The sequence below is a fragment of the Saccharothrix mutabilis subsp. mutabilis genome (genome assembly GCF_039521145.1).
Lineage (GTDB): Bacteria > Actinomycetota > Actinomycetes > Mycobacteriales > Pseudonocardiaceae > Actinosynnema > Actinosynnema mutabilis.
The window spans coordinates 1-24,516 of record NZ_BAAABU010000017.1 but is presented as its reverse complement, the minus strand read 5'-3'; the positions used below and the strand labels follow the sequence as shown (position 1 = coordinate 24,516).

Genomic DNA, 24,516 nt, shown 5'->3' with positions numbered 1-24,516 from the left:
ATGACGCGGTCAAGGGTTCGGCCGGTTCACCGAGGTCAGCGGGGTAAACGCTTTCCCCCGGCTGCGTGCCGCGCCGACCTCGATCGGCGACGCAACGCCGGTGCGGTGCCGTGCGTCTACCGCTCGCCCGTGATCGATCGTGGTCGGTCCGGGCCGCGCGGCGGGGCGCCGGGCGGTGTGGGACGGGAGGTTCGGGTTGGTCGCCAAGATCGGGATCGCGGTCGTCGGGGTGGTGGTCCTCGTGTTCGGGGGGCTGTGGGTGTACGCGGTGTCGCAGTCGCCGAGCCCCGGCGACTGCCTGGAGCCCGTGAGCACCTCGGGCGGCCGGGGTGAGCTGGAGAAGGTGGACTGCTCCGCGTCGAGCGCCGTGTACGTGGTGGTGGACCGGGGGTCGGCCGCGCGGGCGGACCACCCGTGCCCGGACGGGGACTACCACGTCGACCGCGGCCGGTCGCGCAAGATCAGCCGCAAGACGTACACGTGCGCGATGCTGCGGGTGAAGGAGGGCGACTGCCTGGTGGTCCACGACTTCAGCGACGGCCGCGCGTACGGGAAGGCCGACTGCGCGAGCGCGCCGCACCGGGTGGCCCGGGTGGTGTCGGGCAAGGCCGACCGCGCGCAGTGCGACGCGACCCACAAGCCGCTGGTCTACAGCACCCCGGCGACGACCGTGTGCCTCACGGCGTGAGGCCGACCGCACCGGTGCCGCCCGGCTGTCCGCCCACCGGTCAGCACCCGCACCGGGTCTTCCCCCAGCTCGGCGTGACCTCGCGCACCGAGCTGGGGGACGCGGTGCGTCAGGCCGGGGTCAGCGTGCCGTCGGCCAGGTGCAGCCGGCGGGTGACGCCGATGTTGTCCAGGAAGCGTTCGTCGTGGCTGACCACGACGAACGCGCCCCGGTAGGCGTTGAGCGCGCTCTCCAGCCGGCCCACGCTGACCAGGTCCAGGTTGTTGGTCGGCTCGTCCAGCAGGAGCAGGTGCGGGGCGGGCTCGGCGAACAGGACGCAGGCCAGGGTCGCCCGGAGCCGTTCGCCGCCGGAGAGCGCGCCCACCGGCAGGTGGACCCGGTCGCCCCGGAACAGGAACTGGGCGAGCAGGTGCAGGCGGCGTTCGGCGGACAGGCCCGGGGCCGAGGTCGCCAGGTTGTCCAGGATGCTGCGGTCCGGGTCGAGCAGGTCCAGGCGCTGGGACAGGTATGCGACCCGGTCGCCGGTGTCGAGCAGGCGCAGCAGGGTGGACTTGCCGGCCCCGTTCCCACCGGTCAGCGCGATGCGTTCGGGGCCCCGGATGGTCAGGTTCAGACCCTCGAAGATCGTGCGCGTGCCGTGGTGGGCTACCAGGCCTTCGCCGTGGAAGACCGTGCGGCCGGCCGGGACGGTGGTCGCCGGGAGGACCAGGGTGATGACCTGCTCGTCGGGGAGGTTCCGGCCGGCTTCGTCCAATTTGGACTGTGCTTCGGCCACGCGGTCGGCGTGGGTCTCGGCCGACTTGGCGGCTGTCTTCTCCGCGTTGCGCTTCATGGTGCCGGCGAAGATCTTCGGCAGGCCGGCGTCACCGAGGTTTCGGGCGGCGTTGCTCGCGCGGCGGGCCGCGCGTTCCCGGGCCTGTTGCTGTTGGGCCTTCTCGCGCCTGACCTCCTGCTCGGCGTTGCGGACCGCGCGTTCGGCGGCTTCGCGTTCCACCTGGACGGCTTGCTCGTAGTCGGTGAAGCCGCCGCCGTGCAGGCGCAATTCGCCCCGGTCCAGTTCGGCGATGCGGTCCACCCGGTCCAGCAGTTCGCGGTCGTGGCTGACGACCAGGACGCAGCCGTTCCAGGCGTCGAGGACCGCGTGGAGGCGGGTGCGGGCGGCGCGGTCGAGGTTGTTGGTGGGTTCGTCGAGCAGGAGGACGTCCGGTTGCCCGAGCAGCTGCGCGGCCAGGCCGAGCGAGACGACCTGGCCGCCGCTGAGCGTGTCGAGGGTGCGGGTGAGGGCGAGGTCGCCGAGGCCCAGGCGGTCGAGGTGGGCGCGGGTGCGTTCCTCGATGTCCCAGTCGTTGCCGATGGTGGTGAAGTGCTCTTCGGACGCGTCGCCGGACTCGATGGCGTGCAGGGCGGTGAGGACGTGGTCGATGCCCAGGACCTGCGCGACGGTGAGGTCGGTGGCCGTCGGCAGGTGCTGGGGCAGGTAGCCGAGCTGGCCGCGGACGGTGACCGTGCCCGAGGTGGGGCGCAGGTCGCCCGCGATCAGGCGGAGCAGCGTGCTCTTGCCCGCGCCGTTGGGGGCGACCAGGCCGGTGCGCCCGGCGGGAACGGTGAACGACAGGTCGTCGAACACCGGGGTGTCGTCGGGCCAGGCGAAGGACAGGGCGGTGCATACGATGCAAGACATGGGTGAGAAGACCTTCGGGCGAACGTGGTCAGGGGAGGACTGCGCGGACCACGGCGGTCGTGCTCTGCGCACGCGCGGTGGTCTGCGGGGCCGGGTAGTCACCCGGAGACGTCGAGCTCGCCTGCCACTTCTGGGTCTCCCTGGTTGTCGTTCTCGGTCCAGTTTAGCGGGTTGGGTGGTGACGTCCGGGGATTGCGCTGTCGGTGCACGTCACCGCTGATCGGCCCGAACCGCCCGGAAGTGGCAGGATCGACCCGGTGGACGTGCTCAGCAGGAACAACGTGGTCGTCACCGGCCTGGACAGCGGCCCGACCGTGGTGCTCGCGCACGGCTTCGGCTGCGACCAGAACATGTGGCGGCTCGTCGTCCCCCGGCTGGCCGAGCGGTGCCGGGTGGTGCTGTTCGACCACACCGGGTGCGGGCGGTCGGACGTGTCGGCGTGGAGCGCCGAGCGCTACGAGCGCCTCGACGGGTACGCCGAGGACGTCCTGGAGCTGTGCCGCGAGCTGGACCTGCGGGACGTCGTGCTGGTCGGGCACTCGGTCAGCGCCATGGTCGCCGTGCTGGCCGCCACCCGCGAGCCGGACCGGTTCGCGCGGCTCGTGCTGGTCACGCCGTCGCCCCGCTACCTCGACGACGGCGACTACCGGGGCGGGTTCAGCCGCGCCGACATCGACGAGCTGCTCGCCGCCCTGGAGTCGAACTACCTGGGCTGGTCGGCCACGATGGCGCCGGTGATCATGGGCAACCCGGACCGCCCGGAGCTGGGCGAGGAGCTGAGGAACAGCTTCTGCCGCACCGACCCCGCCATCGCGCGGGTGTTCGCGCGCGCCACGTTCCTCTCCGACAACCGGGCCGACCTCGCGCGGGTCACCGTGCCGACGTTGATCCTCCAGTGCGCCCACGACGCCATCGCGCCGCCGGAGGTGGGCCGGTTCACCCACGAGCAGATCCCCGGCAGCACCCTGGTGACGCTCGACGCCACCGGGCACTGCCCGCAGCTGTCCGCGCCGCAGGCCACGGCCGAGGCGATCCTCGCCTTCCTGAGCGCCCGATGATGTGCGAGGCCGACGACCACGCCGAGACCGGGTCGGCGTTCTCGGCGCTGCTGGAGGACAGCGCGGAGGACCTCTACGACAACGCCCCGTGCGGGTACCTGTCGACGCTGCTGGACGGCACGATCGCCAAGATCAACGCGACGCTGCTGGGCTGGCTCGGCTACGGGCGCGCCGAGGTGGTCGGCCGGCGGACCTTCCCCGACCTGCTCACCGTCGGCGGCCGGATCTACTACGAGACCCACTTCGCGCCGCTGCTGCGCATGCAGGGCGAACTGGGCGGGGTCGCGCTGGAGCTGAAGGCGGCCGACGGGACCCGGCTGCCGGTGCTGGTCACCTCGACGGTCAAGACCGGCGGGGACGGGCAGGCGCAGCTGATCCGCACCACCGTGTTCGACGCCCGCGACCGGCGCGCCTACGAGCAGGAGCTGCTGCGGGCCCGGGAGCAGGCCGAACGCGAGCGGGACCGGGCGCAGCAACTGGCCCGGACCCTCCAGCGGACCCTGCTGCCGCCGGAGCTGCCGGCGGTGCCCGGCGTGGAGGTCGCGGCGTACTACCACCCGGCGTCGACCGACCAGGTGGGCGGTGACTTCTACGACCTGTTCCCGCTCGGCGCCGGCACGTGGGGGTTCTTCCTCGGCGACGTGTCGGGCAAGGGCGCGGACGCGGCCGTGGTGACCTCGCTGGTGCGCTACACGCTGCGCGCGGCGGCCGTGCACGACCCGCACCCGACCGCCGTGCTGGACAGCCTGAACACCGTGCTGACCCACAAGTACAACGGGACCAACCCGAGGTTCTGCACCGTCGTGCACGGCCGCATCCGCCCCGACGGCGACGGCGCGGCGGTCACGCTGGCCACCGGCGGGCACCCGCCGGCGTTGCTGGTCCGCGCCGACGGCACGTCGTCGTTGCTGGAGATCCCGGGCGGGCAGCTGGTCGGGGCGCTGCCCGACGCGCACTTCGCCGCCGTGGACGTGCGCTTGGGCCCGGGTGACACCATGCTGCTCTACACCGACGGCCTGACCGAGGCCCGCGCCCGCGCGGGCGCCCGGTACAGCGAGGAACAGTTGCGCGACGACCTGGGCGCCCTGGCGCCGACCACCGCGCCGGCCGTGATCGCCGCCGCCACCCGCCTGCTCGCGGGCTTCGGCAAGGGCGTCGAGGACGACACGGCCCTGCTGGCGCTCAGCGTCCCGTCCCCCGGGAGCACCGAACCGTGACCGACTTCTCCGCCGCCACCAGCACCACCTCGACCGGCCCGGTCCTGACCGTGCGCGGCGACCTGGACGCGAACACCGCGCCCGCGGTCCTGGAGCAGCTCAAGGGCCTGACCATCGCCGGCGGCCAGTTGCTGGTCGTGGACCTGGCCCGGATGGGCTTCTGCGACTCCAGCGGCATCTCCACCCTCATCGCCGCCCGCAACGTCGCGGGCGCGGCGGGGGCGTCGATCGCCCTGGTGTGCGTGCCGGCCCAGCTCACCCGCATCCTGGACCTGATCGGCCTGACCAGCCTGTTCCCGACCTACCCCAGCGCCACCGAAGCCGTCGCCGCTCACACGTGACGGACGGGGGTCGGACCGTCTGGCGTCGCGGAGGCCGCCCGGTCGCCGCACATGGCGTCCATCGGCGAGCGGTGGCCGGTGCCGGCCGCGAGGGGTTGCGGGTGTTCGTCAGCGGCCTGTGGCCGTGGTGCCCCGGCGCACCAGGTCGCGGGCGGCGTGCGCCCAGGTCGGGTGGCGGAACGTGAAACCGGCGTCCAGCAGGCGGGTCGGCACCACGCGGCGGCTCTTGAGCAGCAGTTCGGTGTCCGAGCGGATCGCCCACGCGCCGAGTTCGGCCATCCACTTCGTCGCGGGCAGCCCGAGCGGCATCCCGCACGCGGCCCGCAGTTCGCGCATGAAGTCCTTCTGCGGCAACGGGTTCGGGGCGGCCAGGTTGACCGGCCCGGTCAGTTCCCCGTCGAGCAGGAATTCGACGGCCCGCACGAAGTCCTCTTCGTGCAGCCAGGACACGTACTGCGCGCCGCCGGCCACCGGCCCGCCCAGCCCGAGCCGCGCCATGTTCCGCAGCACGGTGAACGCGCCGCCCGGTTCGGTGCTCATCACGATGGCCGTGCGCAGGGCCACTTTGCGGGTCCGCGGCGTCTCGGCGCGTTCTTGCGCGGCCTCCCACTCGCGGGCGATGCGGACGCTGTAGGCCCAGTAGTCGGGCACATCCGGTTCGTCGCCCCCGATCCGGCCGGTGATCTCGTCGTTCGGCGCGTCGAACCGGTGGGCGTAGATGGTCGCGGTGCTCATTTGCAGCCAAACCCCGGGCGGCCGGCCCACGGCCGCGATCGCCTCGCCGACGGCGGTCGCCGAGTCGACCCGGGAAGCCATCATCTCCCGCAGGTTCTCGGGCGTGTACCGACAACTCACGCTGCGCCCGGCGAGGTTGATCACGGCGTCCGCCCCGTCGACCTCCCGCACCCACTCCCCCGGCGTCCGCCCGTCCCACCGCACACCACTGCCCCGCCCCACCACGACCACGTCGTGCCCGGCTCGTGCCAGCGCCCGCGTCAGGAAGCGCCCGACGTGCCCCGACCCACCCGGTATGACGATCTTCACGCCGACCCCCTTTTTGAACGTGTTCAAAATCAGCGTACACCCGCGCTCCGCTACGGTTGGCGGTACCGGCCAAGGGGGGAAGAGGGCTGAAGGCGCGACATCCCCGAGTTGAGCCTGCGCGGCGCGTTGCACCTGCTCGGCCGGCACGACCAGCCGGTGCTGGAACGGCTGAACACCGCGCTGGGCGGCGCGATACCGCCCCGCCGCGACGGCCTCCTCCCGGCGCAGCACCACCGCCCGCTCCCCCAGCACCGCACTCCACCGCGCCGGCACCCCGCGCCGGCACGCGGACCTGGTGCTGGCCGCGGTGCTGGCGCGACCGGCCACGGTCCGGCGCGGGGCCGACCGGGTGATCGGGACCCGGCGACCGCACCCCGGGCGCTCGCGGCGGGAGATCGGCCGGGCTTCGTCGGCGGTCCCGCCGTACCCGCGGGCTTCGTCGGCGACCGCGCCGTGCCCGCGGGTGCGGAAAAGGCCGGGGTGTGGCCGCGCGGCCACACCCCGGCTCCCCCTTGCGGCTCTGTCAGCAGGCGTTCTTGCTCTCGACGACGTCACCCGGGTTGTGCGCCTTGCCGTTGAAGTACGGCTTGACGCCCTTGCCGCCCTTGGTGACGGTGTAGTGCAGGTGCGCGTTGCCCTTGGCCTGGCCGGTGTCGCCGACGTAGCCCAGCAACTGGCCCTGCTTGACCTTCTGCCCGTTCTTGACCTTGGGCTTGCCGGTCATGTGGAAGTAGTACGTCTTGTAGCCGCCGCCCATGTCCATGGACACGCCCCAGCCCTGCCGGCTGCCGTACTTGGCCTCGATCACCTTGCCGGAGGCGGCGGCGAGGACCGGCTGGCCCTTGGTCTTGCCGCCGACGCGCCAGAAGTCCCGGCTGTGCGTGTTGGGCCAGTGGCCGTTGTACGTCGTGCCCTTCCACTTCTGGCCGCACTTGAACGGCGCCTGGAACTTCGGCGCCGCCGCGAGTTCGGCGTCGGTCAGGGTGGTCTCCTCCAGCACGGTCTCGCCCAGCCCGAAGTCGTCGCCGGCGGCCACCGGCTCCCCGGCCCACGCCGGCGCGGCGAGCATGACCCCCGCCCCCACGACCGCCGCGGTGGTCACGGCCAATTTCCGGAAGAACGTCTTCACCACAATCCCCCTGTTCGGTTGCGGAACAACGCCCCGAACGGTGCCGGGCCGACCGTGTGGAAACCCTGTGGCGACCTGGACGCCCGGCTCGGCCCGTGGTCCGTCAAACAACGGTGTGGCCCGGTGGCGCTCCCACTACGATGGGCCGCCGATCATGGTCAGCACGTTGGAGGACACGGGTGAACGACCGCTTACCGATGCGACCCGAGCGCGGGACGCCGGCCAAGCCCGAGGGCGGGACGCCGGCGCGGCCCGGCCCGCGGTCACCGGCCCACCGGACGGCGGACGGGTCCGGCCCGGTGCACACCGCGGGCAGCCTGAACTTCACCGAGTCCGTCGGCACCCGCGAAGAGGTGTGGGACCGGCTCGGACCCAAGATCCAGGAGCGGGTCAACGCGCGGATCGGCCGTGTGGTCGAGTGGTGGGCCACCGACGTCAACGGCCGCAACGCCGCCGCCGTGCTCGGCACGCAGGCGTTCGTCACCGTCGAGCCGACGGTCAACGCCGCCGGCAACCCCGCGCACGAGATCCGGACGCTCAAGCTGGACGAGTCGACGTTCCGCCGCGCCACCGTCAACGCCGCCGCGACCCCGCCCGCACCGGCCGGCCGCGCGTCGTCGGGACCCGGTTCGGGCCCCGGCAGCGGGCCCGGCGCGCCGACCACCCCGCTGACCAGGCGGCTCGACGGCGGCATGACCGGGTTCCTGGGCAACCTGCCGGCGCGTGCCCAGCAACTGCTCCAAGAGCCGTTCCTGACCGACGACGGCGAGCTGTGGCACGACTTCTACTACTTCCGCACCGGGTCGCCGCACGCGCTGAACGGCAGCACCCTGCGGGTCTGGTGCTACCTGGCCAACCGCCGGTACGTCACCTTCGCCGCCGGCACCGGGCACGGCTACCGCTACGACACCGGCCCGCGGTCGTGGGAAGTGACCTGTTGGCGGGCCGAGGTCGTGGGCCGGTGACCGGTCCCTCCCTGCGCGACCTCGACGGGCACAACCCGTACGCGCTGCTCGGCGTCGAGCCGAAGGCGACGCGGGCGCAGATCGTCGCGGCCCACCGGCAGCAGGTCCTGCTCGTGCACCCGGACCGGCCGGGCGGCAGCGAGTACGAGACGAAGCTGCTGCACATCGCGAAGGACGTCCTGCTCGACCCGCGCCGCCGCGCCGAGTTCGACGCGACGCTGGAGTCCGGCACCAGCACGTCCGGCACCGGCACGTCAGGCACCGGCACTTCGGGGACCGGCACGAGCGCGTGGGACCGCGAAGACCACGAGGACCGCCACGAGGAACCGGCTCCGGCGGACTCGCTCTGGGAGAGCGAGGAGGTCGTCGTCGGCGTCGAGCCGCCGGACCGGGACGACCGGCACTGGGACGACCGGGCCTGGGACGACCGGGCCTGGGACGACCGGGCCGAGCCGGCGTGGGACGACGCGACGTGGGACAACACCCCGCCCCGCCACGACCCGCCGTACTGGACGCCCCAACCACCGCCTCCTCCGCAGTGGCAGCCGCCGCCGTATTGGCAACCGCCGCAGTGGCAGCCGCGTCGCCGGGCGGTCTCCGCGCTGCCGATCGTGGCCCTGGTCCTCGCCACGGTGTGCTCGTGCGCGCCGCTCGGCGTGATCCTCGGCTTCGCCGCCCTGCGCAACCCGAAGGGCACCGCCGACCGGGTCATCGCCCGGATCGCCATCTCGATCGGCACGATCTCGACGTTGTTGTTCCTGTACTACCTGTCGAAGTCAGCGACCAACCCGTGAGCCGGCACGGGCCACCAGCGACCCGACCACGACCAGCACCGCGCCGAGCACCAGGAACCCGATGTCGTAGGCGAGCTGGTCGGGCCCGTGCCGCACGTGGTGGACGCCGAGCACCAGGTGGTCCACCACGCCTTCGACCAGGTTGAACACGCCCCACCCGACGAGCACCCCGCCCCACAGCTGCCCGCCGGACAGCCGCGGGGCGCGGTTGAGCAGGGCCACGCCGGCCAGCACGAGCAGCAGGCACAGCAGGTGGAAAAACCCGTCGCCGACCATGTTGACGTGCAGGTTCTCCGGGGTGGTCGGCGGGTGCCAGCCGGAGAGCATGTGGTGCCAGCCGAGGATCTGGTGGGCGACGATCCCGTCGACGAACCCCCCGATCCCGAGCCCGAGCACCACCGCGGGCGTCCTGATCGACATACCGTCGGGGTAGCCTGCGCGCCCCCCGCGAAACTCGACCGTTCGGACCGCTCCCGCCTTCCTCGAACGTGTGACCGAGGCCACCGCCGAGCGGGAACAGGGCCGGGCGGCGGGTCGTTGTAGGGACCGGGTCGGTGCGGTCCGTGTCCCCCGGGCCTCATCTCAAAGCCTTCGCGGAATACCGTCCGGCTGGAGCCGCGTCGTGCCACTCGCCGAGAGGCGACCGCCGCACCGACCCCCTCGTACGCTGGTGGGGCGTTGTTCGAGACTCGTTCAGCGGACCGGGCGGGTGAAGCGGAGCAGCGCGCCGGACGGGTGCAGGAAGGCGCAGTCGCGGGTGCCGTCGGGGCGCGTGATCGGTTCCTGCATCACCTCCGCGCCCGCCGCCTCCAGGTGCCCGAACGTGGCGTCGCAGTCGTCGGTCACGAAGACCACGCCGCACGTGCCCGTCACGCCCGGCACGTCCCGGTAGGCGGCGAACACGTCGTCCAGGTCGTGGACGGTCAGGGTGCACGTGACGGACCCGGGCGTCATGCGCGGTCCTCGTCGCCGGTTCGCAGGTGCACGACCTCCAGGTCCGGGTCGGGTTCGGTGTCGATGGCGATCCGGGTGATCCGGTCGCCCACCACGGTGAACGCGAACACCGCCGCCACCCGTCCCCGGTGCGACCACACCGCCGCTGGCACGCCGTCCACCAGCGCGACCCGCGCGGCCCGCGCCCGCCCGGAGAAGAACGCCGCCACCGCCTCGGCCCCGTGGATCTCGCCGACCTCGGCGTCCGGGTCCAGCACCGCGAGCAGCCCCGCGAAGTCACCGCCGCGCGCGGCGGCCAGGAACGCCGCCACCACCTCCCGCTTGCGCGAGCGCGCGGCGGCGGAGTTCTCGGCCGCGCCGCGCACCCGTCGCCGCGCCCGGCTGGCCAGCTGCCGGGTCGCCGCCGGCGAGCGGTCCAGGACGGCGGCGATCTCGTCGAACGGCACGGCGAACACGTCGTGCAGCACGAACGCCAGCCGCTCGGCCGGGGCGAGGGTGTCCAGCACGACGGTCAGCGCGACGCCCACCGAGTCGGCCAGCAGCGCCTCGTCCTCCGGGTCGGCCGGCCGGGGACCCGCGGCCGGTTCGGGTGGCAGCGCGCCGGTCGGGTCCTCCCGCCGGGACCCGCGGGCCTTGAGCATGTTCAGGCACACGCGGGCGACGACCGTGGTCAGCCAGCCGCCCGGGTTCTCCACCTGCCCGGTGTCCGCGCGGCTGACCCGCACCCACGCCTCCTGCACCGCGTCCTCCGCCTCGGCGGGCGACCCGAGCATCCGGTGGGCCACCGCGCGCAACCGGACCCGGTGCTCGGCGAACCGCTCGCTCAGCCAGTCCTGCTCGACCATCTGTCACATCCCTCCGACCCGACCTGTCATACCGACTGACCGGCGGAACCACGCCGATGTGACAACAACAGGAGAAGATCGTGCCAATGCGGATGAGTGCCGTCATGCTCGGCGTCGAGGACCTGGACCGCGCCCGGAGGTTCTACGTCGAGGGCCTGGGCTGCGAGGTCGAGAAGGACACGCGGGGGTTCGTCGCGCTGAGCGCGGGCGACGGCGCCCCGCAGCTGGCCCTCTACGAGTGGGGCGCGGCGGCGCGGGACGCGGGCGTGCCCGCCGAGGGCTCGGGGTTCCGCGGCGTCTCGTTCCACGTCAACCCCGACACCCGGGCGGCGGTGGACGAGTTGATCGGCAGGGCGGTGGCGGCGGGCGGCAGCGTGGTCCGCGAGGCCGCGCCCGCCGACTGGGGCGGCTACTTCGGGTACGTCAGCGACCCGGACGGCTACCTGTGGAAGGTCACCACGTACGGCTCGTGACCTCGCGCGGGCGACCGGGTCGGTCCGCGCCGGCCCGGTCGCCCGCGATCCGCCCGTGCGGGTGGTTTAGGGGCGGTCGCGGTTGTCGGTGGGCACTCCTTTGACGGTTTGGACTTGTCGTTCGAGGGAGTTCTCATGCACAGCCGTGCTTTGGTCGCCGTCGTCGCGTGTGCCGCAGCGTTCCAGGGGCCGGTCGCGCTGGCCGACGGTCCCGGCGGGACCATCAGTTGCGGGACGACGCCGGAGGATCGCGTGACGTCGCGCGGGGAGACGCAGGTTCGATCGCAGTCCTGGTTGGACGAGCGCGTGCCGTACAGCCAGAACGCCTGCCACCGCAACGCCTACGGCGACTACCGCACCGACTGCTCCGGGTACGTCTCGATGGCGTGGGGCCTGACCCACTCGCGCACCACGGTCACCCTCCGCGAGGTCGCGACCGCGATTCCCCACGCCGACCTGCAACCCGGTGACGCGCTGGCCAACGACAACCACGCGGCCCTGTTCGTGCGGTGGGCCGACGAAGGCCGGACCGAGCCCGTGGTGCGGGAACAGACGGGTCCCGACGGCCAGCCGCCGGTGGAACGCAAGTGGACCGCCGACACGGCCGCCGGTTACACGGCCTTGCGCTACTACAAGGTCGTCGAGGGCGCGTGACTCAGCGCAGCACGGCGGACAGCAGGTCCGTGCCCAAAGTGGACACCGCGCCCTGGTCCAGGGTGTAGCGGACGTAACGGCCCTCGCGTCGGGTGGTCAACAGACCCGCCTCGCGCAGGACCGCCAGGTGCCGGGACACCTCGGGCGGGGTCAACTCCCAGGTGTGGGCCAGTTCGCCGGTCGTGTGCGGGGCTCGGGCCAGGGTTCTGAGCAGGCGCAGCCGGACCGGGTGGGACAGCGCCTCCAGGCGGCGGGTGACCGTGGACAGGGACACCGGGGCCGTCGGGTCCGCCACCGGGTACTGCACGACCGGCTGCCACCCGGGCGCGTGGACCACGACCAGGTGCGGACGGTTGAAGACGCTCGGGATGAACGTGACCGTGCTGCCCGAAGTCGCCTTGTCCTGCAACTTGTCCACGACGATGCGGTCACCGTCCGGTGCCGCGGTCACCGCCCCGGACACCGCCGTCAGCGCCGCCCCGATCCCCTGCCGCCGCACCAGGTCGTTCTTCACCCGCAGGTCGGCCTCCAGCCGCGCGGCGACACCCGTCCACGCCGCGTCGAAGAAAGCCTCGGCGCACCGCTCCAGGGTCCGCCGGACCCGGGTCCGCACGGCCGCCGGGTCGGTGAGCAGCCGTTCCGCGAAGGCCTCGTGCCGCGGACCCCGCGCCGCGGCCACCTCCAGAGCGCGGTCACGCGCGACCGGGTCGGTGAGCGGCGACGGGACCGGCGAGCGGAACCGGGTTCCGCCGCACGTCGTCACCAGCGCGGCGGTCGCGTACGTCTCGTCGGGGATCCGGTCCACGTCGTCCAGCTCCTCGGCGAGGGTCGGCCGGGGCCGGGCCGGCAACAGGAAGTCCGCCTGCGACGACCGCCACAGCACCTCCGCCTCCCGCAACCGCTCGGCCTGCTCCGGCGCCAACCCGGCCCACACGTCCCCCGCCCAGCCGGCGAGCGCCGGGTGGTGCCCCGGCTCGGCCAGCACGTGCAGCATCGCGGTCAGCTCGGCCAGCGGCGACGCGGCGAACCGCACCCGCTCACCCGGCGGCCCGCACAGGTCGATCCTCAAGGTCACCCGCCCATCATCACCGCACACCGCACCGCCACCGCCGTCGGTTGACGGGATGCGTCAACCGACGTGCCCGCGGCCACCACCCGCCAGCACCGTGGTCGCCGTGACCAGGATCCAGCCCGCCGCGCTCGTCCGCGCCTCCGGCGGCCCCCGCTACGCCGTCGCCCTCGCCGTGGACGCCCTCGGCACCGGCCTGCTGCGCCCGTTCCTGCTGCTCTACGGGGTGGTGGCGCTCGGCCTGTCCGCACCGGCCACCGGCATCGCCATGACCGTCGGGGTCGTCGTCGGCCTGGTGTGCGTGCCCGGCGTGGGCCGGTGGCTGGACCGGGGCGCGCGCAGCACGGTCGTGGCCGCGTCGATGCTGGTCCGGGTGCTGGGCGTGGCGCTGCTGGTGGCCACCCCGACCGGGAACGTGTGGCTGTTCGCCACCGCCGCGCTCGTCCTGGGCGTCGGCAACCAGGCCTGGCCGGCCGCCCACGCCGCGCTCGTGGCCACCATCGCCCACGGCCGCGAACGCGACGCCGCCCTGGCCGCCGGCCGTTCCCTGCGCAACGCGGGCCTGGGCGTGGGCGCGCTGGTGGCGACGGTGTGCCTGGCCGGCGGGCCCGCGGCGCTGCGGGCGCTGGCGGTCGCCACCGGGGTCGCCTACCTCGTCGCCGCCGCCCTGGCGCGGTCGGTCCACGTGCGCGCGGACGTGGGCGCCGCGACGCGGGAGGACGGCCCCGCGCCCAGGATGCCCGCGCTGCTGGCCGCCAACGTCGTGTACGTGTTCTGCCTCAACGTCCCGGAGATCGCCCTGCCCCTGGTGCTGGTGACGCAGTTGGGCGCGTCGCCGGTGTGGTCGGCGGCGATCTTCGTGGCCAACACCGTCCTGGTGGTCACCCTCCAGGTGCCGATCACGGTGGCGATGGCCCGCTTCTCCCGCCGCACCGCCCTGGCGCTGGCCGGCGTGGTGCTCACCGCGTCCTACCTGGGGTTTCTCGCCGCGACCTCGCTGGAGGGCGGCTGGGCGGCGGCGGCCGTCGCGGCGGTGTCCGTGGTGTGCACCCTCGGCGAGATCGGCTACGCGGGCAGCGCCACCGCCCTGGTCACGCACCTGGCCCCACCACAGGCGCTGGGCCGCACCCTCGCCCGGTTCGAGCTGTCCACCGGCTTCGGCCTGGCCGTCTCCCCCGCCGTCATCACCGGTCTGGCGCCGCACGGCCCCGCCGCCCTGTGGGGCACCCTCGCCGCCGCGACCCTCGCCTCCGCCGCGGCGGTGCGCGCGGACGCCGGCGACCGCGCCGCGCGGCTGCGCTCCAGCGCCTGACCGGCGGTTCAGCGGTTGGACGAGGGGAACCTGCCGCCGCTGCTGCCCAGCGCGATCAGCTCGGTGTACTGGTCCTGCCACGAGCGCTCGGTGGTGAGCAGGTCGGCCAGGCGCTGCGCCCAGGCCGCGTCGATCGGCGCGGGCCGTTCGGTCAGGTGGTGCTCGGTCTCCGCGCGGGCTTTGAGCCACTCGGACAGCGTGGGGTCGAGGGCGGGGCCACTGGCGTCGTCCGGCATGCGCCCGACTGTACTGCGCCGACCGCACCCGTGCGCGGACCACTTGGGGTACAGTCGGCCGGGTTGGGCACGAGATGCCGGCACCCCGCCGTTGCGGTCCCCAACCCAATCCGGTCCGCACGACGTCGACCGGAGACGGGAGCACCGGCTTGCCGCCGGATCACCTGTACGCCCCCGCCCCGCCCCCTTCCTCCTTGTCCGCACCCGGACGGCCGCACCGGTCCCGCGTCGCCGGCGGGAGCTTCGCCGCCGCGCGGACCGCCGCCGACGAGGCCGAGGCCGTGCAGCGCACGCGTGCCGCGCTGACCGTGGCCGGGCACTCGCTCGACCCGGGCGACTGCGTCGAGCTGCTGTCCATGCTGGGCCTGCCCGATCCCGAGACGCGCTTCCGCGCCGCCACCCGGGACCGGCACACGAACCGCTCGCCCTTGGACGTGCCCGACACGTCCCCCATCGCGCAAGGAGCACGTCCATGACACAAGGAACCGTGAAGTGGTTCAGCGGGGCCAAGGGTTTCGGCTTCATCACCCCGGCCGGCGGCGGAGCGGACCTGTTCCTGCACCACTCCGAGATCCAGGGCTACGACTTCCACGGCCTGCCGGACAACCAGGCGGTCGAGTTCGAGGTCGGCGAGGGTCGCAAGGGACCGCACGCCACCGCGGTGCGCGTGCTCTGAGCACACCGGTCGCGGGCGGGGACCCCTCCGCCCGCGACTCCGGCCGCCGCACGACGCTGTGCGACGAATCGGCCGGAGGAATTCACCCGACCGATTCCCGGAGAAATCCCGGAAAAGCGCCGCGGGTGTAGACTCCGCTTATCCGGCCACGGTGGAATTCCGGTTTTCACGGCACCACGCCGGCGTCTCCGACAGCGGGTCCGCCATGCCGACCAAGAGCACGCGCCCCTCCTCCCACGGCCTCGTCACGCCCTCGGCGAGCGCGGTGCTGCGGGAACCCCCGACCTTCGACCACGACCTCGACCGGGCCACCGGCGAAGGCTGGGCCAGGACGCCCAAACCCGGTCTGCGGATCCGCCCCGACGGGCTGCTCGACCGCACCCGGGACGATCGCGCCTGAACGCCCGCCGGACGCGTCAGCGCTCGGCCGGCCCGGCTTCGTAGCCCGCGACCACCGGCTGCGCCCGGTCGCGCGCGCACAACTTGGCCACCAGGTGGCCGATGTGCGTCTTCACCGCGTGCCGGCTCAGGTGCAGGGCCTGCTCGATCTCGCCGTTGGACAGCCCGCGCGTGATCAGCGCCAGCACCTCCCGCTCGCGGGGCGTCACCCCGTCCAGTGACCGCCGCGCGGGGTGACGCAGGAACTCGCTGATCAGCCGCCGGGTCACCGTCGGCGCGAGCAGCGCCTCACCGGCCGCGACCGTGCGCACGGCGTCGAGCAGCCGGGCCGGCGGCACGTCCTTGAGCAGGATCCCGCTCGCGCCCGCCCGCGGGGTCGCCTAGACCGCCTCGTCCAGGTCGAACGTGGTCAGGATCAGCACCTTCGGCGCGTCGGGCGACGCGGTCGGGCGCCGGGTGTGGCGATCCCGTCCAGGTCGGGCATCCGGACGTCCACCTTCGCCGCCACGGCGTCGACCGCCACCGAACCCCTCTTCAAGCCCACCACCGTAAGCGCCGGCGGCGGCGCCGAACCTCGGACCACGGTCCGATGCCGAAGCCCCGCCACCCGACCGACACTTCGGGCCGTGTTCACGTCGATCCTGACCGCGCTGGCCCTCTCGGCAGCGACCCTCACCGTCCCCACCGTCCCCACCGGCACCGACATGGCGGCGGTGGTCCGGCAGTACCAGGAGGAAGCCGCACTGCCCGGCGTCGCGGTGGCCGTGACCCACGGCGACAAGGTGCTGCACGCCGCCGGCTACGGCCGCACCCCCGACGGCGAGTCCGTCACCGAGCACACCGTCATGCCGGTGGCCTCGGTGAGCAAGTCCTTCACCGCGCTGGCCGTGGTGCAACTCGTGGAACGCGGGAGGATCCGCCTGGACGACCCGGTGCGGACCCACCTGCCGGAGTTCACGATGGCCGACCCGCGCGCCGCGCGGATCACCGTCCGCCACCTGCTCGACCAGACCTCGGGCATGTCGGACACCACGTTCCGCTCGTTCAGCGGCCCGAAGGCGCACACCCTGCGCGAGGCCGTCGAGTCCATGCGGGACGCCACCCTGGCGTCGGACCCCGGCACGAAGCACGAGTACCACAACCCGAACTTCCAGGTCGCGGCGCGGCTGGTCGAGGTGGTGGCCGGCGTGCCGTTCGAGGACCACCTGCGCGCCAACGTCTTCGCCCCGCTGGGCATGAGCCGCAGCAGCACCGCCAACACCGAACGCGACCTGCCGCCGTCCGGCCGGGGACACCTCAAGGTCCTCGGCGTCCCCGTCGCCCTGCCCGAACCGCCGGCGTTCGGCAACGGCTCCGGCGGCGTCCTGAGCACCGCCCACGACATGGCGGCCTGGCTGATCGCCCAGAACAACCGGGGTCGCGGTCCACACGGGACGATCGCCACCCCGGAGAGCATCGCCCGGACCCACACACCCGCGTCGGGGGACTACGCGTTGGGCTGGTTCGTCGGCACCACACCCGCCGGCGCGCCCCTGATCGCCCACGGCGGCGACCTGTTCACCTCGACCGCCTACCAGGCGCTGCTCCCCGCGTCGGGCCACGGCGTCGCCGTCATGGCCAACACCGGGATGCGCCACGGCGACGCCCAGGCGCTCGGCGCACGGATCATCGCCCTGCTCGAAGGCCGCCGACCGGACCCGGTCACCGATCTGTTCACAGTGGACGCGGTGCTCCTGGCGCCGACCCTCGCGGTCGGGGCGCTCGCGGTTCGCGGTGTGGCGCGGGCGAGGCGGTGGGCGGGGAAGCGCTCGTCGCTCCCCCTGGCAGCGGCGAGACTGCTCCCCCTGCTCCTGCCCCTCCTGCTCCTGCTCACCGTCCACCGCGTGGTCGGCTTCCTCTACCGGGGCCGGGACGTCGCCCGGCTCCAGGTCCCGTACCTCTACCCGACCTTCACGGTGTTGCTGGCCATCGCCGCGCTCGGCGGTGTGGCGGTGGCCGTGGCCAGGGCTTTCGCCCTGCTCAAACGCTGAGCCACGCGCCGTCGACCATCAGGTCGCGGCCGGCGATCTCGTTGGCCTCCCGCCACGCCTGGACCAGGTGCGGGCGGATGCGGAAGTACGGGTAGTCGCGTTGCGCGCGCGGGTCGAACCCGGTCTTCGCGGCGAACTCGTCGGCGACCTCCGGGCTCACCTCGACCTCCTCGGCGGTGCCCTCGACCAGCACCACGTCCCGGGTGGGGCCGAGGGTGAGCCGGACCCGCCCGACGGCCCGGAGGTTGCGGGCCGTCGGGGTCGTCGCGGCCGTCGAGACCAGCAGCGTCTCGCCGTCCCACAGGTAGGACAGCGGGACCAGGTAGGGCGAACCGGCCGGGCCGGCGGTCGCCACCCACGCGTCGACGTCGTTCTCCAGCCGGCGCAGCGTGTCGTTCCGGCGCTGCGCCGGCGGGCGGGGCGGTGCGGCGACGGTCATGCCACGGCCCGCCGCAGCAGCTCGCCGATGCGGGTCTCGTCCGCCTCGGTCAGCGTGGTCAGGGCGAAGGAGGCGGCCCACATGCTGCCGTCGTCCAGCGTGGCGTTGTCGGTGAAGCCCAGGGTCGCGTAGCGGGACTTGAACTTGCCGGCGTTCTGGAAGAAGCAGACGACCTTGCCGTCCCGGGCGTAGGCGGGCATGCCGTAGTACAGCTTCGGGGTGAGGATCGGCGCGTGGGCCTTGACCAGGGCGTGGACCCGTTCGGCCAGGGCGCGGTCGCCCTCGGGCATCTCGGCGATCTTGGCCAGCACGTCGGCTTCCAGGTCGGCGGCGGTGGCCTTGGCGCCCCGGCGGGCGGTCTTCTTCAGGTCGCGGGCGTGCTCCTTCATCGCGGCGCGCTCTTCGGCGGTGAAGGTGGGGGCGGTCTTGGTGGCCATGATCAGGTCTCCTGTCGGGTGGGTGGGTCGGGGTGGGCGAGGGTCAGCGGTCCTGGAGGATGCCGAGCACGTTGCCGTCGGGGTCGGTGAAGGTGGCGACCAGGCGACCGCCGCCGACGTCGCTCACCGGGTCCTTCACGGTCGCGCCGGCGGCGGTGACCTCGGCGAGGGTGGCCTCGATGTCGGCGACGTGCCAGTAGGCCACCGGCGAGGTCATGCCCTGCGGGCCGCCGCCCGGGACCAGGCCGATGTGCTGGCCGGCCACGTCGAAGCCGACGTAGTAGGGCTCGTCCACCTGCGGCGACGCGCCGATCAGGGCGGTGTAGACGGCCTTGGCGGCGGTCAGGTCGGACACGGGGTGCAGGACGGTCTTGACGCTCACGATCACTCCTGGTGGGGGTTTTCCGTGGCCGGTGTTGGCCACGGGAGAACTTTCTCCCGGATCGCGGCCACGGACATCCGTGGTGACCACGGAGTCGACCACGTAACCGCTCCACGCAATCAGGCAGGATGTCCTCCGTGGACGCTCAAGCAGGGATTTCAACCAGGGAGGCGGAGGTGCTGTCCCTGCTCGGGGAGCACCTGAGCAACGCCGAGATCGGCGCGCGGCTGTTCATCTCGGTGCGCACGGTCGAGACCCACGTGTCGTCCCTGCTGCGCAAGCTCGGCGCGTCGGACCGGCGGGCGCTGGCCGGGCTCGCCGTGGAGTGGGGGCGGGTGGCCCGCGGCGGCCGGGTCGCGCCCGCGTTGCCGTCGCCGGTCACGTCGTTCGTCGGCCGCGCGCGGGAGCGGGCGTTGCTGGCCGAGGCGGTCACCACGCAGCGGCAGGTCAGCGCGGTCGGGCCGGGCGGGGTGGGCAAGACGCGGCTCGCGCTCGCGGTCGCGGCGGACACGGCGGGCGAGTTCGGCGACGGGGTGTGGTTCGCCGACCTGGTGCCGGTGACCGACCCGGCGATGGTCGGGGCGGCGGTCGCGGCGGCCGTCGGCGTGGGCGAGCAGCCCGGCCGCAGCCTGGACGACTCGGTGATCGCCACGCTGGCCGACCGGCGGGCGCTGCTCGTGCTGGACAACTGCGAGCACGTGCGCGACGGCGTCGCGCCCTTCCTGGAGCGGATGCTCGGGTCCTGCCCGCGGGTGACCGTGCTGGCGACCAGCCGCGCGCGGCTGATGGTGCCGTTCGAGCGGGTGCAGCCGATCCCGCCGCTGTCGCTGTCCGGCGACGCCGAGTCCGACGCGGTCGCCCTGTTCCTGGACCGCGCGGCGGCGGTCGGCTGGCCGGTGCCGCCGGAGCAGCGCGGGCTGGCCGCCGAGGTGTGCCGGGGCCTGGACGGGGTGGCGCTGGCGATCGAACTGGCCGCCGCCCGGCTGCCCACGCTGGGCCTGGACGGCCTCACCGACACGCTGTCCGACCAGTTGCGCCTGCTCAGCGGCGGCGCGCGGGCCGACGACCGGCACCAGTCGGTGCGCGCCACGCTGGAGTGGAGCCACGCCCTGCTCGACCCGGCCGACCGCACGCTGCTGCGCCGGGTCTCGGTGTTCGTGGCCCCGTTCACGGCGGGCGCCGCCGCGCGGGTCGCCGGGTTCGCGCCGCTGGACCCGGCGGCCGTGACCGACGGGCTGGCCCGGCTCACCGAGCACAGCCTGCTCACCGTCGTCCCGGCCGCCGGCGGCACCCGCTACCGGACGCTGGAGAGCATCCGCCAGTTCGGCGCGGAGCGGCTGGCCGAGGCGGGCGAGGCGGACGAGGCCCGGTCCCGGCACCTGGCCTGGTGCGCGGCGACCGCCGCCGACCTGGTGGCCGACGCCGCGCCGGACACCGGGGCGTGGCGGGCGCGGTTCGACACCGCCGCCGACGACGTGCGCGCCGCCCTGGGCTGGGCCGCCGCCGAACCCGCGCACCGGGCCGGGGCGCACGCCCTGGCGCTGGACCTGGCCGCGGCGGCGTTCCGCCGGACCCTGCTCGGCGAGGCGCAGCAGCGCTACGAGCAGGCCGCGGCGCTGGCCGACGACCCCGCCCCGGCGCTGCGGGAGGCGGCGGCGGTCGCCGGGTGCCGGATGCGCGGCGAGGACATGCACCGGCTGCACCGCGCCGCCGCCGCGGGAGCGTCGGCCGCCGGGGACACCGCCGGCGCGGCCCGCGACCTGGCGGGCGCCGCCGCCGGCGCGTACCGGTTCGCCCGCGCGTTCACCCACCCGCCGCAGGACGAGGCCGCCGACCTGCTCGCCGAGGCCCGCGAACTGGCCGGCGCCGACCCGGCGGCGACGGCGGCGATCGCGTTGGCCGAGTGCGGCGTGCTGGGCGCCGGGTCGGCGCTGCCGGAGGCGTTGACCCGCGCGGAACGGGCCGTCGAGCTGGCGCGGCGCACCGGTGACCCGCTGGCCGAGAGCGCGGCGCTGGACGCCCTCACCGCGACCCTGTGCTGGGCCGGCGACGCGGTCGCCACGGCCGCCACCACCCGGCGGCGCGTCGGGCTGGCCCTCCCGGACACCCCGGCCGGCGCGCTGGAACGGGTCAACGCCCTGGCCGAGGCCGCCGAGGTGGCCGTGGGCGTCGGCGACCTGGCCGGGGCGCGCCGCTGGGGCCGGCAGCTGCGCGACCTGCCGCTGCTGGCCGAGCGCGGCGACTTCGCCACGTCCCGCCTGCTGGTGGCCGACGCCCTGGTCGGCGACGCCGCGGCGGTGCTGGACGGCAGCACGCGGTTCCTGGACGCGTGGGAACGGGCGGGCCGGCCGCACGCGCCCGACCTGGCCACGGCGGCGGCTGCCGTCGCGATGGTCCACGGGCTGCGCGGCGACGACTCGCGGGACCGGTGGCGGGCCGTCGTCACCGACCTGGGCGTGACCCCGCGGGACAGCGCCGGGTACCGGGCGGTGTTCGACACGATCGTCCTGCTGCACCACGGGCGGACGGCGGAGGCGGCCGAGCGGACGGCGGCGGACCCGGGCGCGTTCGACGAGCAGGTCCTGTGGGTGTGGCGCGACTGGTACCTGGCCCTGCGCGCCGAGGCCGCGGCCCTGACCGGCTCGCCCGAGGCCCGCGACCGCATCGCCGCCGCACGGTCGGCGGTGGCCGGGAACGCGTTGGCCGCCGCCTTCCTGGACCGCGCGGAGGCCGTGCTCGACGGCGACGAGTCCCGGCTGCTCGCGGCGGCGAAGGCCTTCCAGCGCGCCGGGTGCCCCTACCAGGAGGCCCGGACGCTGGTCCTGCTCGGCGGTGGCCACGCCACCGCCGGGGCCCGCGCCCTGGCCGACCTGGGGCTCGGCGTCGGGTAGTCCGTCTGCTGGTCCGACCGGGAGATACCCGCGTTCACGGCTCGACCGCGCCGCGAGCCGGGCCGTACGGTCGAGCGATGGCGGAGCTGACGACCGCGCTGGCCGGGGCGGTCACGGTCGAGGACGTGCAACGCGTCCTGCGCACAACCGTGCGGACCGCCCTGGCCGCCCACGGCGCGACGGTCGTGCTGCTCGACGGCGACCAGTGCTACTACGCCGACGAGGACTCGATGAGTCCACTGTGGAAGGGCCAGCGCTTCCCGGCCGCGAGCTGCATCAGCGGCTGGGCGATGGAGCACCGGCAGGCGGTGGCGATCCACAACGTCCGCACCGACCCGCGCATCCCCCAGGCCGCCTACCGGCCGACGTTCGTGCGCAGCCTCCTGATCGCCCCGATCCTGCGCCCGAGCACCGTGGGCGCCCTGGGCGCGTACTGGGCCACCCGCCACCACGCCACCGACCACGAGGTCGGCACGCTGGAGGCCATCGCCGCCGCCGCCGGCGAGGCCTTCGACCGATTCCTCTGTGGACGTCCCCCGAACGACCGTGAAACCGTTGGAACACAAGCGGACCGCCGCGCTCGGCGGGGTACGGGCCTCGTGGGATGACAGTCCACGGTGGACCTTGTACTCCTCTCGACCGGACTCGTCCTCGGATCTCCCCCTCGACCGGGGCTCGTCCTCAGAGGTGCCGGGGCGTGCCGCGCGCCGGGTCCACGTGCCCGATCCGCCGCCGGGCCTTGGCGCGTGCCGAGCGCAGGGCGTCGCGCACGTCGGCCACGTCGATCCCGGTGCGGGCGGCGATGTCGCGGTGCCCCCAGCCGTGGCCCGCGAGGTGCAGCACGCCCAGGTCCAGCCGGTCCAGGGTGCGGCAGCGCGACAGCAGCCAGGCCGCGTGCAGCCGGTCGACCACCTCGTCGGCGTGGTCGGCCTGCTCACCGGGCAGCAGGCGCGCGTTGCGGTGCACCCGGTCCTCCACCTCGCGGCGGCGCAGGGTCGCCGAGCAGCGCCGCCACATGATGGTGTCCAGCAGCGCGTCGAACCCGGACTGGTGCAGCGCCGGGATGTCCATGACCTGCACGAACGCGTCGTGCACCAGGTCTTCGGCCTGTTCGGCCAGGCCCATCCGGGCGGCCAGCAGCACCAGTCGGCGGTGGCGGCGGACGCACAGCGCCCAGGCCTGCTCGGCGGTCAACCAGGGGCAGGGCTCCGACCGCTCCCGACGGGAACGGTCCGGTGGGCCGAGCGGCGCCACGTCCCCAGTCCTCCCGGTTCGTCACGCGCCCGTGCCCGGGGTGCTGGGAAGGGGACACCCGGGTGCGCCGCGGAGGGATGTGACGGCTGTGCCCGTCCACGTGCGGTGGTGTCCCCTTCCGTCGGCACGGCGCTCCCTGTCACACCGTGCCCGCGCCCGCGGGGCGGGACCGTTCCAGCATGACCGCCCTGGTGCGGGCGTTCCAGGGTTGCGCTTGCGACGCCGTCGGTGACTGGCCTGTTCGCGTGGTTCCGGCGGTCGGGTTCTGTGAACGGCGGTCCGGAAAGGACGGTCGTGCGCGCGGTCAGGGCAGGTCCACGTGCCACGTCACGCGGGTGCCGCCGCCCGGCTCCGGCACGACCGTGGACGTGCCGCCCCAGCGCTTGGCGCGGTCCTCCAGGTTGCGCAGGCCGCTGCGGGCCACCTGGTCGGGGATGCCGTCGCCGTCGTCCACCACGGTGACGGTCAACTGGTCCGCGGCCTCGACCGTCACGGTCAACGACCCGGCGCGGGCGTGGCGGACGACGTTGCTCACCGCCTCGCGGACCACCGCCTCGACGTCCTCCGCCATGTCGTCGGGCACGGAGTTGTCCACGGTGCCGGTCATCCGCACCGCCGGGGTCAGCGCGGTGGGCTCGGTCAGCTCGGAGACCAGGTCGAGCAGCCGCCGCCGCAGGCCCGGCACGTCGTCGCCGGCCTGGAGGTCGAAGATGGACGTCCGGATCTCCAGCACGGTCTCGTCCAGCTGCTTGACGGCCTTCTCGACGCGTTCCCGCACCCGCGGTTGCTGGATGGAGCCCAGCGCGCCCTGGAGGCTCATGCCGGTGGCGAACAGCCGTTGGATGACGTGGTCGTGCAGGTCGCGGGCGATGCGGTCGCGGTCCTCCAGCAGGTCCACCAGCCGCCGCGCCCGCTGGTTCTCGGCGAACTCCAGCGCCACCGCGGCCTGGTCGGCGAACGAGGCCAGCAGCGGCACCTGGTCCAGGCCGAACTGGGCGCTGCCCTTCTCCCGCGCCACCACCAGCACACCGGTCACCGTCGCCCCGGTCCGCAGCGGCACCGCCACCCCCGGGCCGACGTCCACGGCCCGCCCCCACAGCCGGCCCTCCAGGTCGTCGATCATCAGCGGCGTCGCCGAGGACACCACCTCGCCGACGAACGAGCCCGCCACCGGCAGCTCCGCCCCGACCAGCTCCTCCACGTCCGAGCCGCCGCCCGCCGCGACCCGCAGGACGCCGTCCTCGACCAGCACCAGCAGCGACACCGCCGCCGCCGACAGCTCCCGGGTGCGCTGCGTGATCAGCCGCAGGGCGTCCTCGGGCGACGCGCCGCCCAGCAGGACGCTGTTGACCTCGGCCGTGGCCTCCAGCCACCGCTCCCTCATCCGCGACCGCTCGAACAGGCGCGCGTTCTCGATCGCCACACCCGCCGCCGCCGCGAGCGCCGACAGCACCACCTCGTCATCGGCGGTGAAGTCCGCGCCGTCGACCTTCTCGGTCATGTAGAGGTTGCCGAACACCTCGTCCCGGACGCGCACCGGCACACCCA

The 24,516-nt window shown here is 74.2% G+C and carries 30 protein-coding genes; 15 read left to right on the top strand and 15 right to left on the bottom strand.

Annotation, left to right across the window (positions count from 1 at the left end; translation table 11 throughout):
• Positions 1-196: 196 nt before the first annotated feature.
• Positions 197-688, top strand: a complete 492-nt coding sequence (locus ABD126_RS28070; RefSeq protein WP_343936967.1) for an LppU/SCO3897 family protein — start codon at positions 197-199, stop codon at positions 686-688.
• 109 nt (positions 689-797) lie between these two features.
• Here the strand turns inward: ABD126_RS28070 and ABD126_RS28065 are convergent, their stop codons facing one another.
• Positions 798-2,369: an ABC-F family ATP-binding cassette domain-containing protein gene (locus ABD126_RS28065; RefSeq protein ID WP_343936966.1), complete on the bottom strand. Its 1,572-nt coding sequence runs from the start codon at positions 2,367-2,369 to the stop codon at positions 798-800.
• Positions 2,370-2,626: 257 nt separating this feature from the next.
• On the opposite strand from ABD126_RS28065, the gene ABD126_RS28060 reads away from it, so the two are divergent.
• Genes ABD126_RS28060 through ABD126_RS28050 form a run of 3 tightly spaced genes read left to right on the top strand, consistent with a single transcriptional unit; the run spans position 2,627 to position 4,985 of the window.
• The gene (locus tag ABD126_RS28060) at positions 2,627-3,427 is read left to right on the top strand and encodes an alpha/beta fold hydrolase (RefSeq protein ID WP_343936965.1); all 801 of its coding nucleotides are present in this window, start codon (positions 2,627-2,629) and stop codon (positions 3,425-3,427) included.
• A complete protein-coding gene (locus ABD126_RS28055) occupies positions 3,424-4,644 on the top strand; it encodes a PP2C family protein-serine/threonine phosphatase (protein WP_343936964.1) in 1,221 nt (406 codons plus the stop codon). Before ABD126_RS28060 ends, ABD126_RS28055 begins: the two co-directional genes overlap by 4 nt.
• Positions 4,641-4,985 (top strand): STAS domain-containing protein, encoded by a 345-nt coding sequence (locus ABD126_RS28050; protein ID WP_343936963.1) that lies wholly within the window; start codon positions 4,641-4,643, stop codon positions 4,983-4,985. The genes ABD126_RS28055 and ABD126_RS28050 overlap by 4 nt, the downstream gene beginning before the upstream one ends.
• A gap of 108 nt (positions 4,986-5,093) precedes the next feature.
• Here the strand turns inward: ABD126_RS28050 and ABD126_RS28045 are convergent, their stop codons facing one another.
• The gene (locus tag ABD126_RS28045; protein ID WP_343936962.1) at positions 5,094-6,029 is read right to left on the bottom strand and encodes an epimerase; all 936 of its coding nucleotides are present in this window, start codon (positions 6,027-6,029) and stop codon (positions 5,094-5,096) included.
• Positions 6,030-6,552: 523 nt separating this feature from the next.
• A complete protein-coding gene (locus tag ABD126_RS28040) occupies positions 6,553-7,158 on the bottom strand; it encodes a M23 family metallopeptidase (protein WP_343936961.1) in 606 nt (201 codons plus the stop codon).
• A 179-nt stretch (positions 7,159-7,337) separates the two neighbouring features.
• Here ABD126_RS28040 and ABD126_RS28035 point away from each other — a divergent pair, with 179 nt between their 5' ends.
• Together ABD126_RS28035 and ABD126_RS28030 are read left to right on the top strand one after the other, a co-directional pair.
• The gene (locus ABD126_RS28035; RefSeq protein ID WP_343936960.1) at positions 7,338-8,123 is read left to right on the top strand and encodes a hypothetical protein; all 786 of its coding nucleotides are present in this window, start codon (positions 7,338-7,340) and stop codon (positions 8,121-8,123) included.
• Positions 8,120-8,917, top strand: coding sequence for a DnaJ domain-containing protein (locus tag ABD126_RS28030; protein WP_343936959.1), 798 nt, complete (start codon positions 8,120-8,122; stop codon positions 8,915-8,917). Before ABD126_RS28035 ends, ABD126_RS28030 begins: the two co-directional genes overlap by 4 nt.
• Here ABD126_RS28030 and ABD126_RS28025 read toward each other — a convergent pair.
• The 3 genes from ABD126_RS28025 to ABD126_RS28015 form a co-directional block, all read right to left on the bottom strand.
• Positions 8,900-9,337, bottom strand: a complete 438-nt coding sequence (locus tag ABD126_RS28025) for a DUF2243 domain-containing protein (RefSeq protein WP_343936958.1) — start codon at positions 9,335-9,337, stop codon at positions 8,900-8,902. The genes ABD126_RS28030 and ABD126_RS28025 overlap by 18 nt on opposite strands.
• Before the next feature lie 273 nt (positions 9,338-9,610).
• Positions 9,611-9,871 carry a VOC family protein gene (locus ABD126_RS28020; protein ID WP_343936957.1) on the bottom strand — a complete coding sequence of 87 codons (261 nt, stop codon included), beginning with the start codon at positions 9,869-9,871 and terminating at the stop codon, positions 9,611-9,613.
• On the bottom strand, positions 9,868-10,716 hold the full coding sequence (locus tag ABD126_RS28015; RefSeq protein WP_343936956.1) for a sigma-70 family RNA polymerase sigma factor: 849 nt from the start codon (positions 10,714-10,716) through the stop codon (positions 9,868-9,870). The genes ABD126_RS28020 and ABD126_RS28015 overlap by 4 nt, the downstream gene beginning before the upstream one ends.
• Positions 10,717-10,802: 86 nt before the next feature.
• Here ABD126_RS28015 and ABD126_RS28010 point away from each other — a divergent pair, with 86 nt between their 5' ends.
• Positions 10,803-11,189, top strand: coding sequence for a VOC family protein (locus tag ABD126_RS28010; protein ID WP_343936955.1), 387 nt, complete (start codon positions 10,803-10,805; stop codon positions 11,187-11,189).
• 135 nt (positions 11,190-11,324) lie between these two features.
• The gene (locus ABD126_RS28005; protein WP_343936954.1) at positions 11,325-11,843 is read left to right on the top strand and encodes a hypothetical protein; all 519 of its coding nucleotides are present in this window, start codon (positions 11,325-11,327) and stop codon (positions 11,841-11,843) included.
• A 1-nt stretch (position 11,844) separates the two neighbouring features.
• On the opposite strand, the gene ABD126_RS28000 is transcribed toward ABD126_RS28005, so the two are convergent.
• Entirely contained in the window at positions 11,845-12,918 is a 1,074-nt protein-coding gene (locus ABD126_RS28000) for a DUF5937 family protein (protein WP_343936953.1), read from the bottom strand.
• 100 nt (positions 12,919-13,018) lie between these two features.
• Here ABD126_RS28000 and ABD126_RS27995 point away from each other — a divergent pair, with 100 nt between their 5' ends.
• Entirely contained in the window at positions 13,019-14,224 is a 1,206-nt protein-coding gene (locus tag ABD126_RS27995; protein ID WP_343936952.1) for an MFS transporter, read from the top strand.
• A gap of 8 nt (positions 14,225-14,232) precedes the next feature.
• On the opposite strand, the gene ABD126_RS27990 is transcribed toward ABD126_RS27995, so the two are convergent.
• The gene (locus ABD126_RS27990) at positions 14,233-14,460 is read right to left on the bottom strand and encodes a hypothetical protein (RefSeq protein WP_343936951.1); all 228 of its coding nucleotides are present in this window, start codon (positions 14,458-14,460) and stop codon (positions 14,233-14,235) included.
• A gap of 194 nt (positions 14,461-14,654) precedes the next feature.
• Between ABD126_RS27990 and ABD126_RS27985 the strand changes: the two genes are divergently transcribed.
• From ABD126_RS27985 to ABD126_RS27975, 3 genes are all read left to right on the top strand, one after another.
• Positions 14,655-14,936, top strand: coding sequence for a hypothetical protein (locus tag ABD126_RS27985; protein ID WP_343936950.1), 282 nt, complete (start codon positions 14,655-14,657; stop codon positions 14,934-14,936).
• Positions 14,933-15,136, top strand: a complete 204-nt coding sequence (locus ABD126_RS27980; protein ID WP_343936949.1) for a cold-shock protein — start codon at positions 14,933-14,935, stop codon at positions 15,134-15,136. The genes ABD126_RS27985 and ABD126_RS27980 overlap by 4 nt, the downstream gene beginning before the upstream one ends.
• 205 nt (positions 15,137-15,341) lie before the next feature.
• Positions 15,342-15,536, top strand: coding sequence for a hypothetical protein (locus tag ABD126_RS27975; RefSeq protein ID WP_343936948.1), 195 nt, complete (start codon positions 15,342-15,344; stop codon positions 15,534-15,536).
• Between the two features lie 16 nt (positions 15,537-15,552).
• On the opposite strand, the gene ABD126_RS27970 is transcribed toward ABD126_RS27975, so the two are convergent.
• Together ABD126_RS27970 and ABD126_RS27965 are read right to left on the bottom strand one after the other, a co-directional pair.
• Positions 15,553-15,873: a LuxR C-terminal-related transcriptional regulator gene (locus tag ABD126_RS27970; protein ID WP_343936947.1), complete on the bottom strand. Its 321-nt coding sequence runs from the start codon at positions 15,871-15,873 to the stop codon at positions 15,553-15,555.
• A gap of 77 nt (positions 15,874-15,950) precedes the next feature.
• On the bottom strand, positions 15,951-16,073 hold the full coding sequence (locus ABD126_RS27965) for a hypothetical protein (protein ID WP_343936946.1): 123 nt from the start codon (positions 16,071-16,073) through the stop codon (positions 15,951-15,953).
• 88 nt (positions 16,074-16,161) lie between these two features.
• Here ABD126_RS27965 and ABD126_RS27960 point away from each other — a divergent pair, with 88 nt between their 5' ends.
• Positions 16,162-17,565, top strand: a complete 1,404-nt coding sequence (locus ABD126_RS27960) for a serine hydrolase domain-containing protein (protein ID WP_343936945.1) — start codon at positions 16,162-16,164, stop codon at positions 17,563-17,565.
• Here the strand turns inward: ABD126_RS27960 and ABD126_RS27955 are convergent.
• From ABD126_RS27955 to ABD126_RS27945, 3 genes are read right to left on the bottom strand one after another with little or no spacing between them, the layout of a single operon-like run.
• Positions 17,555-18,004 carry a pyridoxamine 5'-phosphate oxidase family protein gene (locus tag ABD126_RS27955; protein WP_343936944.1) on the bottom strand — a complete coding sequence of 150 codons (450 nt, stop codon included), beginning with the start codon at positions 18,002-18,004 and terminating at the stop codon, positions 17,555-17,557. The two genes, ABD126_RS27960 and ABD126_RS27955, sit on opposite strands and share 11 nt — an antisense overlap.
• Positions 18,001-18,441, bottom strand: a complete 441-nt coding sequence (locus ABD126_RS27950; RefSeq protein ID WP_343936943.1) for an iron chaperone — start codon at positions 18,439-18,441, stop codon at positions 18,001-18,003. Before ABD126_RS27950 ends, ABD126_RS27955 begins: the two co-directional genes overlap by 4 nt.
• A gap of 43 nt (positions 18,442-18,484) precedes the next feature.
• On the bottom strand, positions 18,485-18,823 hold the full coding sequence (locus tag ABD126_RS27945) for a VOC family protein (RefSeq protein ID WP_343936942.1): 339 nt from the start codon (positions 18,821-18,823) through the stop codon (positions 18,485-18,487).
• Positions 18,824-18,960: 137 nt separating this feature from the next.
• Between ABD126_RS27945 and ABD126_RS27940 the strand changes: the two genes are divergently transcribed.
• Together ABD126_RS27940 and ABD126_RS27935 are read left to right on the top strand one after the other, a co-directional pair.
• Positions 18,961-21,714, top strand: a complete 2,754-nt coding sequence (locus ABD126_RS27940; RefSeq protein ID WP_343936941.1) for an ATP-binding protein — start codon at positions 18,961-18,963, stop codon at positions 21,712-21,714.
• A gap of 77 nt (positions 21,715-21,791) precedes the next feature.
• Positions 21,792-22,322: a GAF domain-containing protein gene (locus ABD126_RS27935; protein ID WP_343936940.1), complete on the top strand. Its 531-nt coding sequence runs from the start codon at positions 21,792-21,794 to the stop codon at positions 22,320-22,322.
• 73 nt (positions 22,323-22,395) lie between these two features.
• Here the strand turns inward: ABD126_RS27935 and ABD126_RS27930 are convergent, their stop codons facing one another.
• Both ABD126_RS27930 and ABD126_RS27925 read right to left on the bottom strand, forming a co-directional pair.
• Positions 22,396-22,908 carry an RNA polymerase sigma factor gene (locus ABD126_RS27930; protein WP_343936939.1) on the bottom strand — a complete coding sequence of 171 codons (513 nt, stop codon included), beginning with the start codon at positions 22,906-22,908 and terminating at the stop codon, positions 22,396-22,398.
• A 364-nt stretch (positions 22,909-23,272) separates the two neighbouring features.
• Positions 23,273-24,516: GAF domain-containing sensor histidine kinase (locus tag ABD126_RS27925; protein WP_343936938.1), on the bottom strand; the 1,244-nt coding region annotated here is incomplete at its 5' end.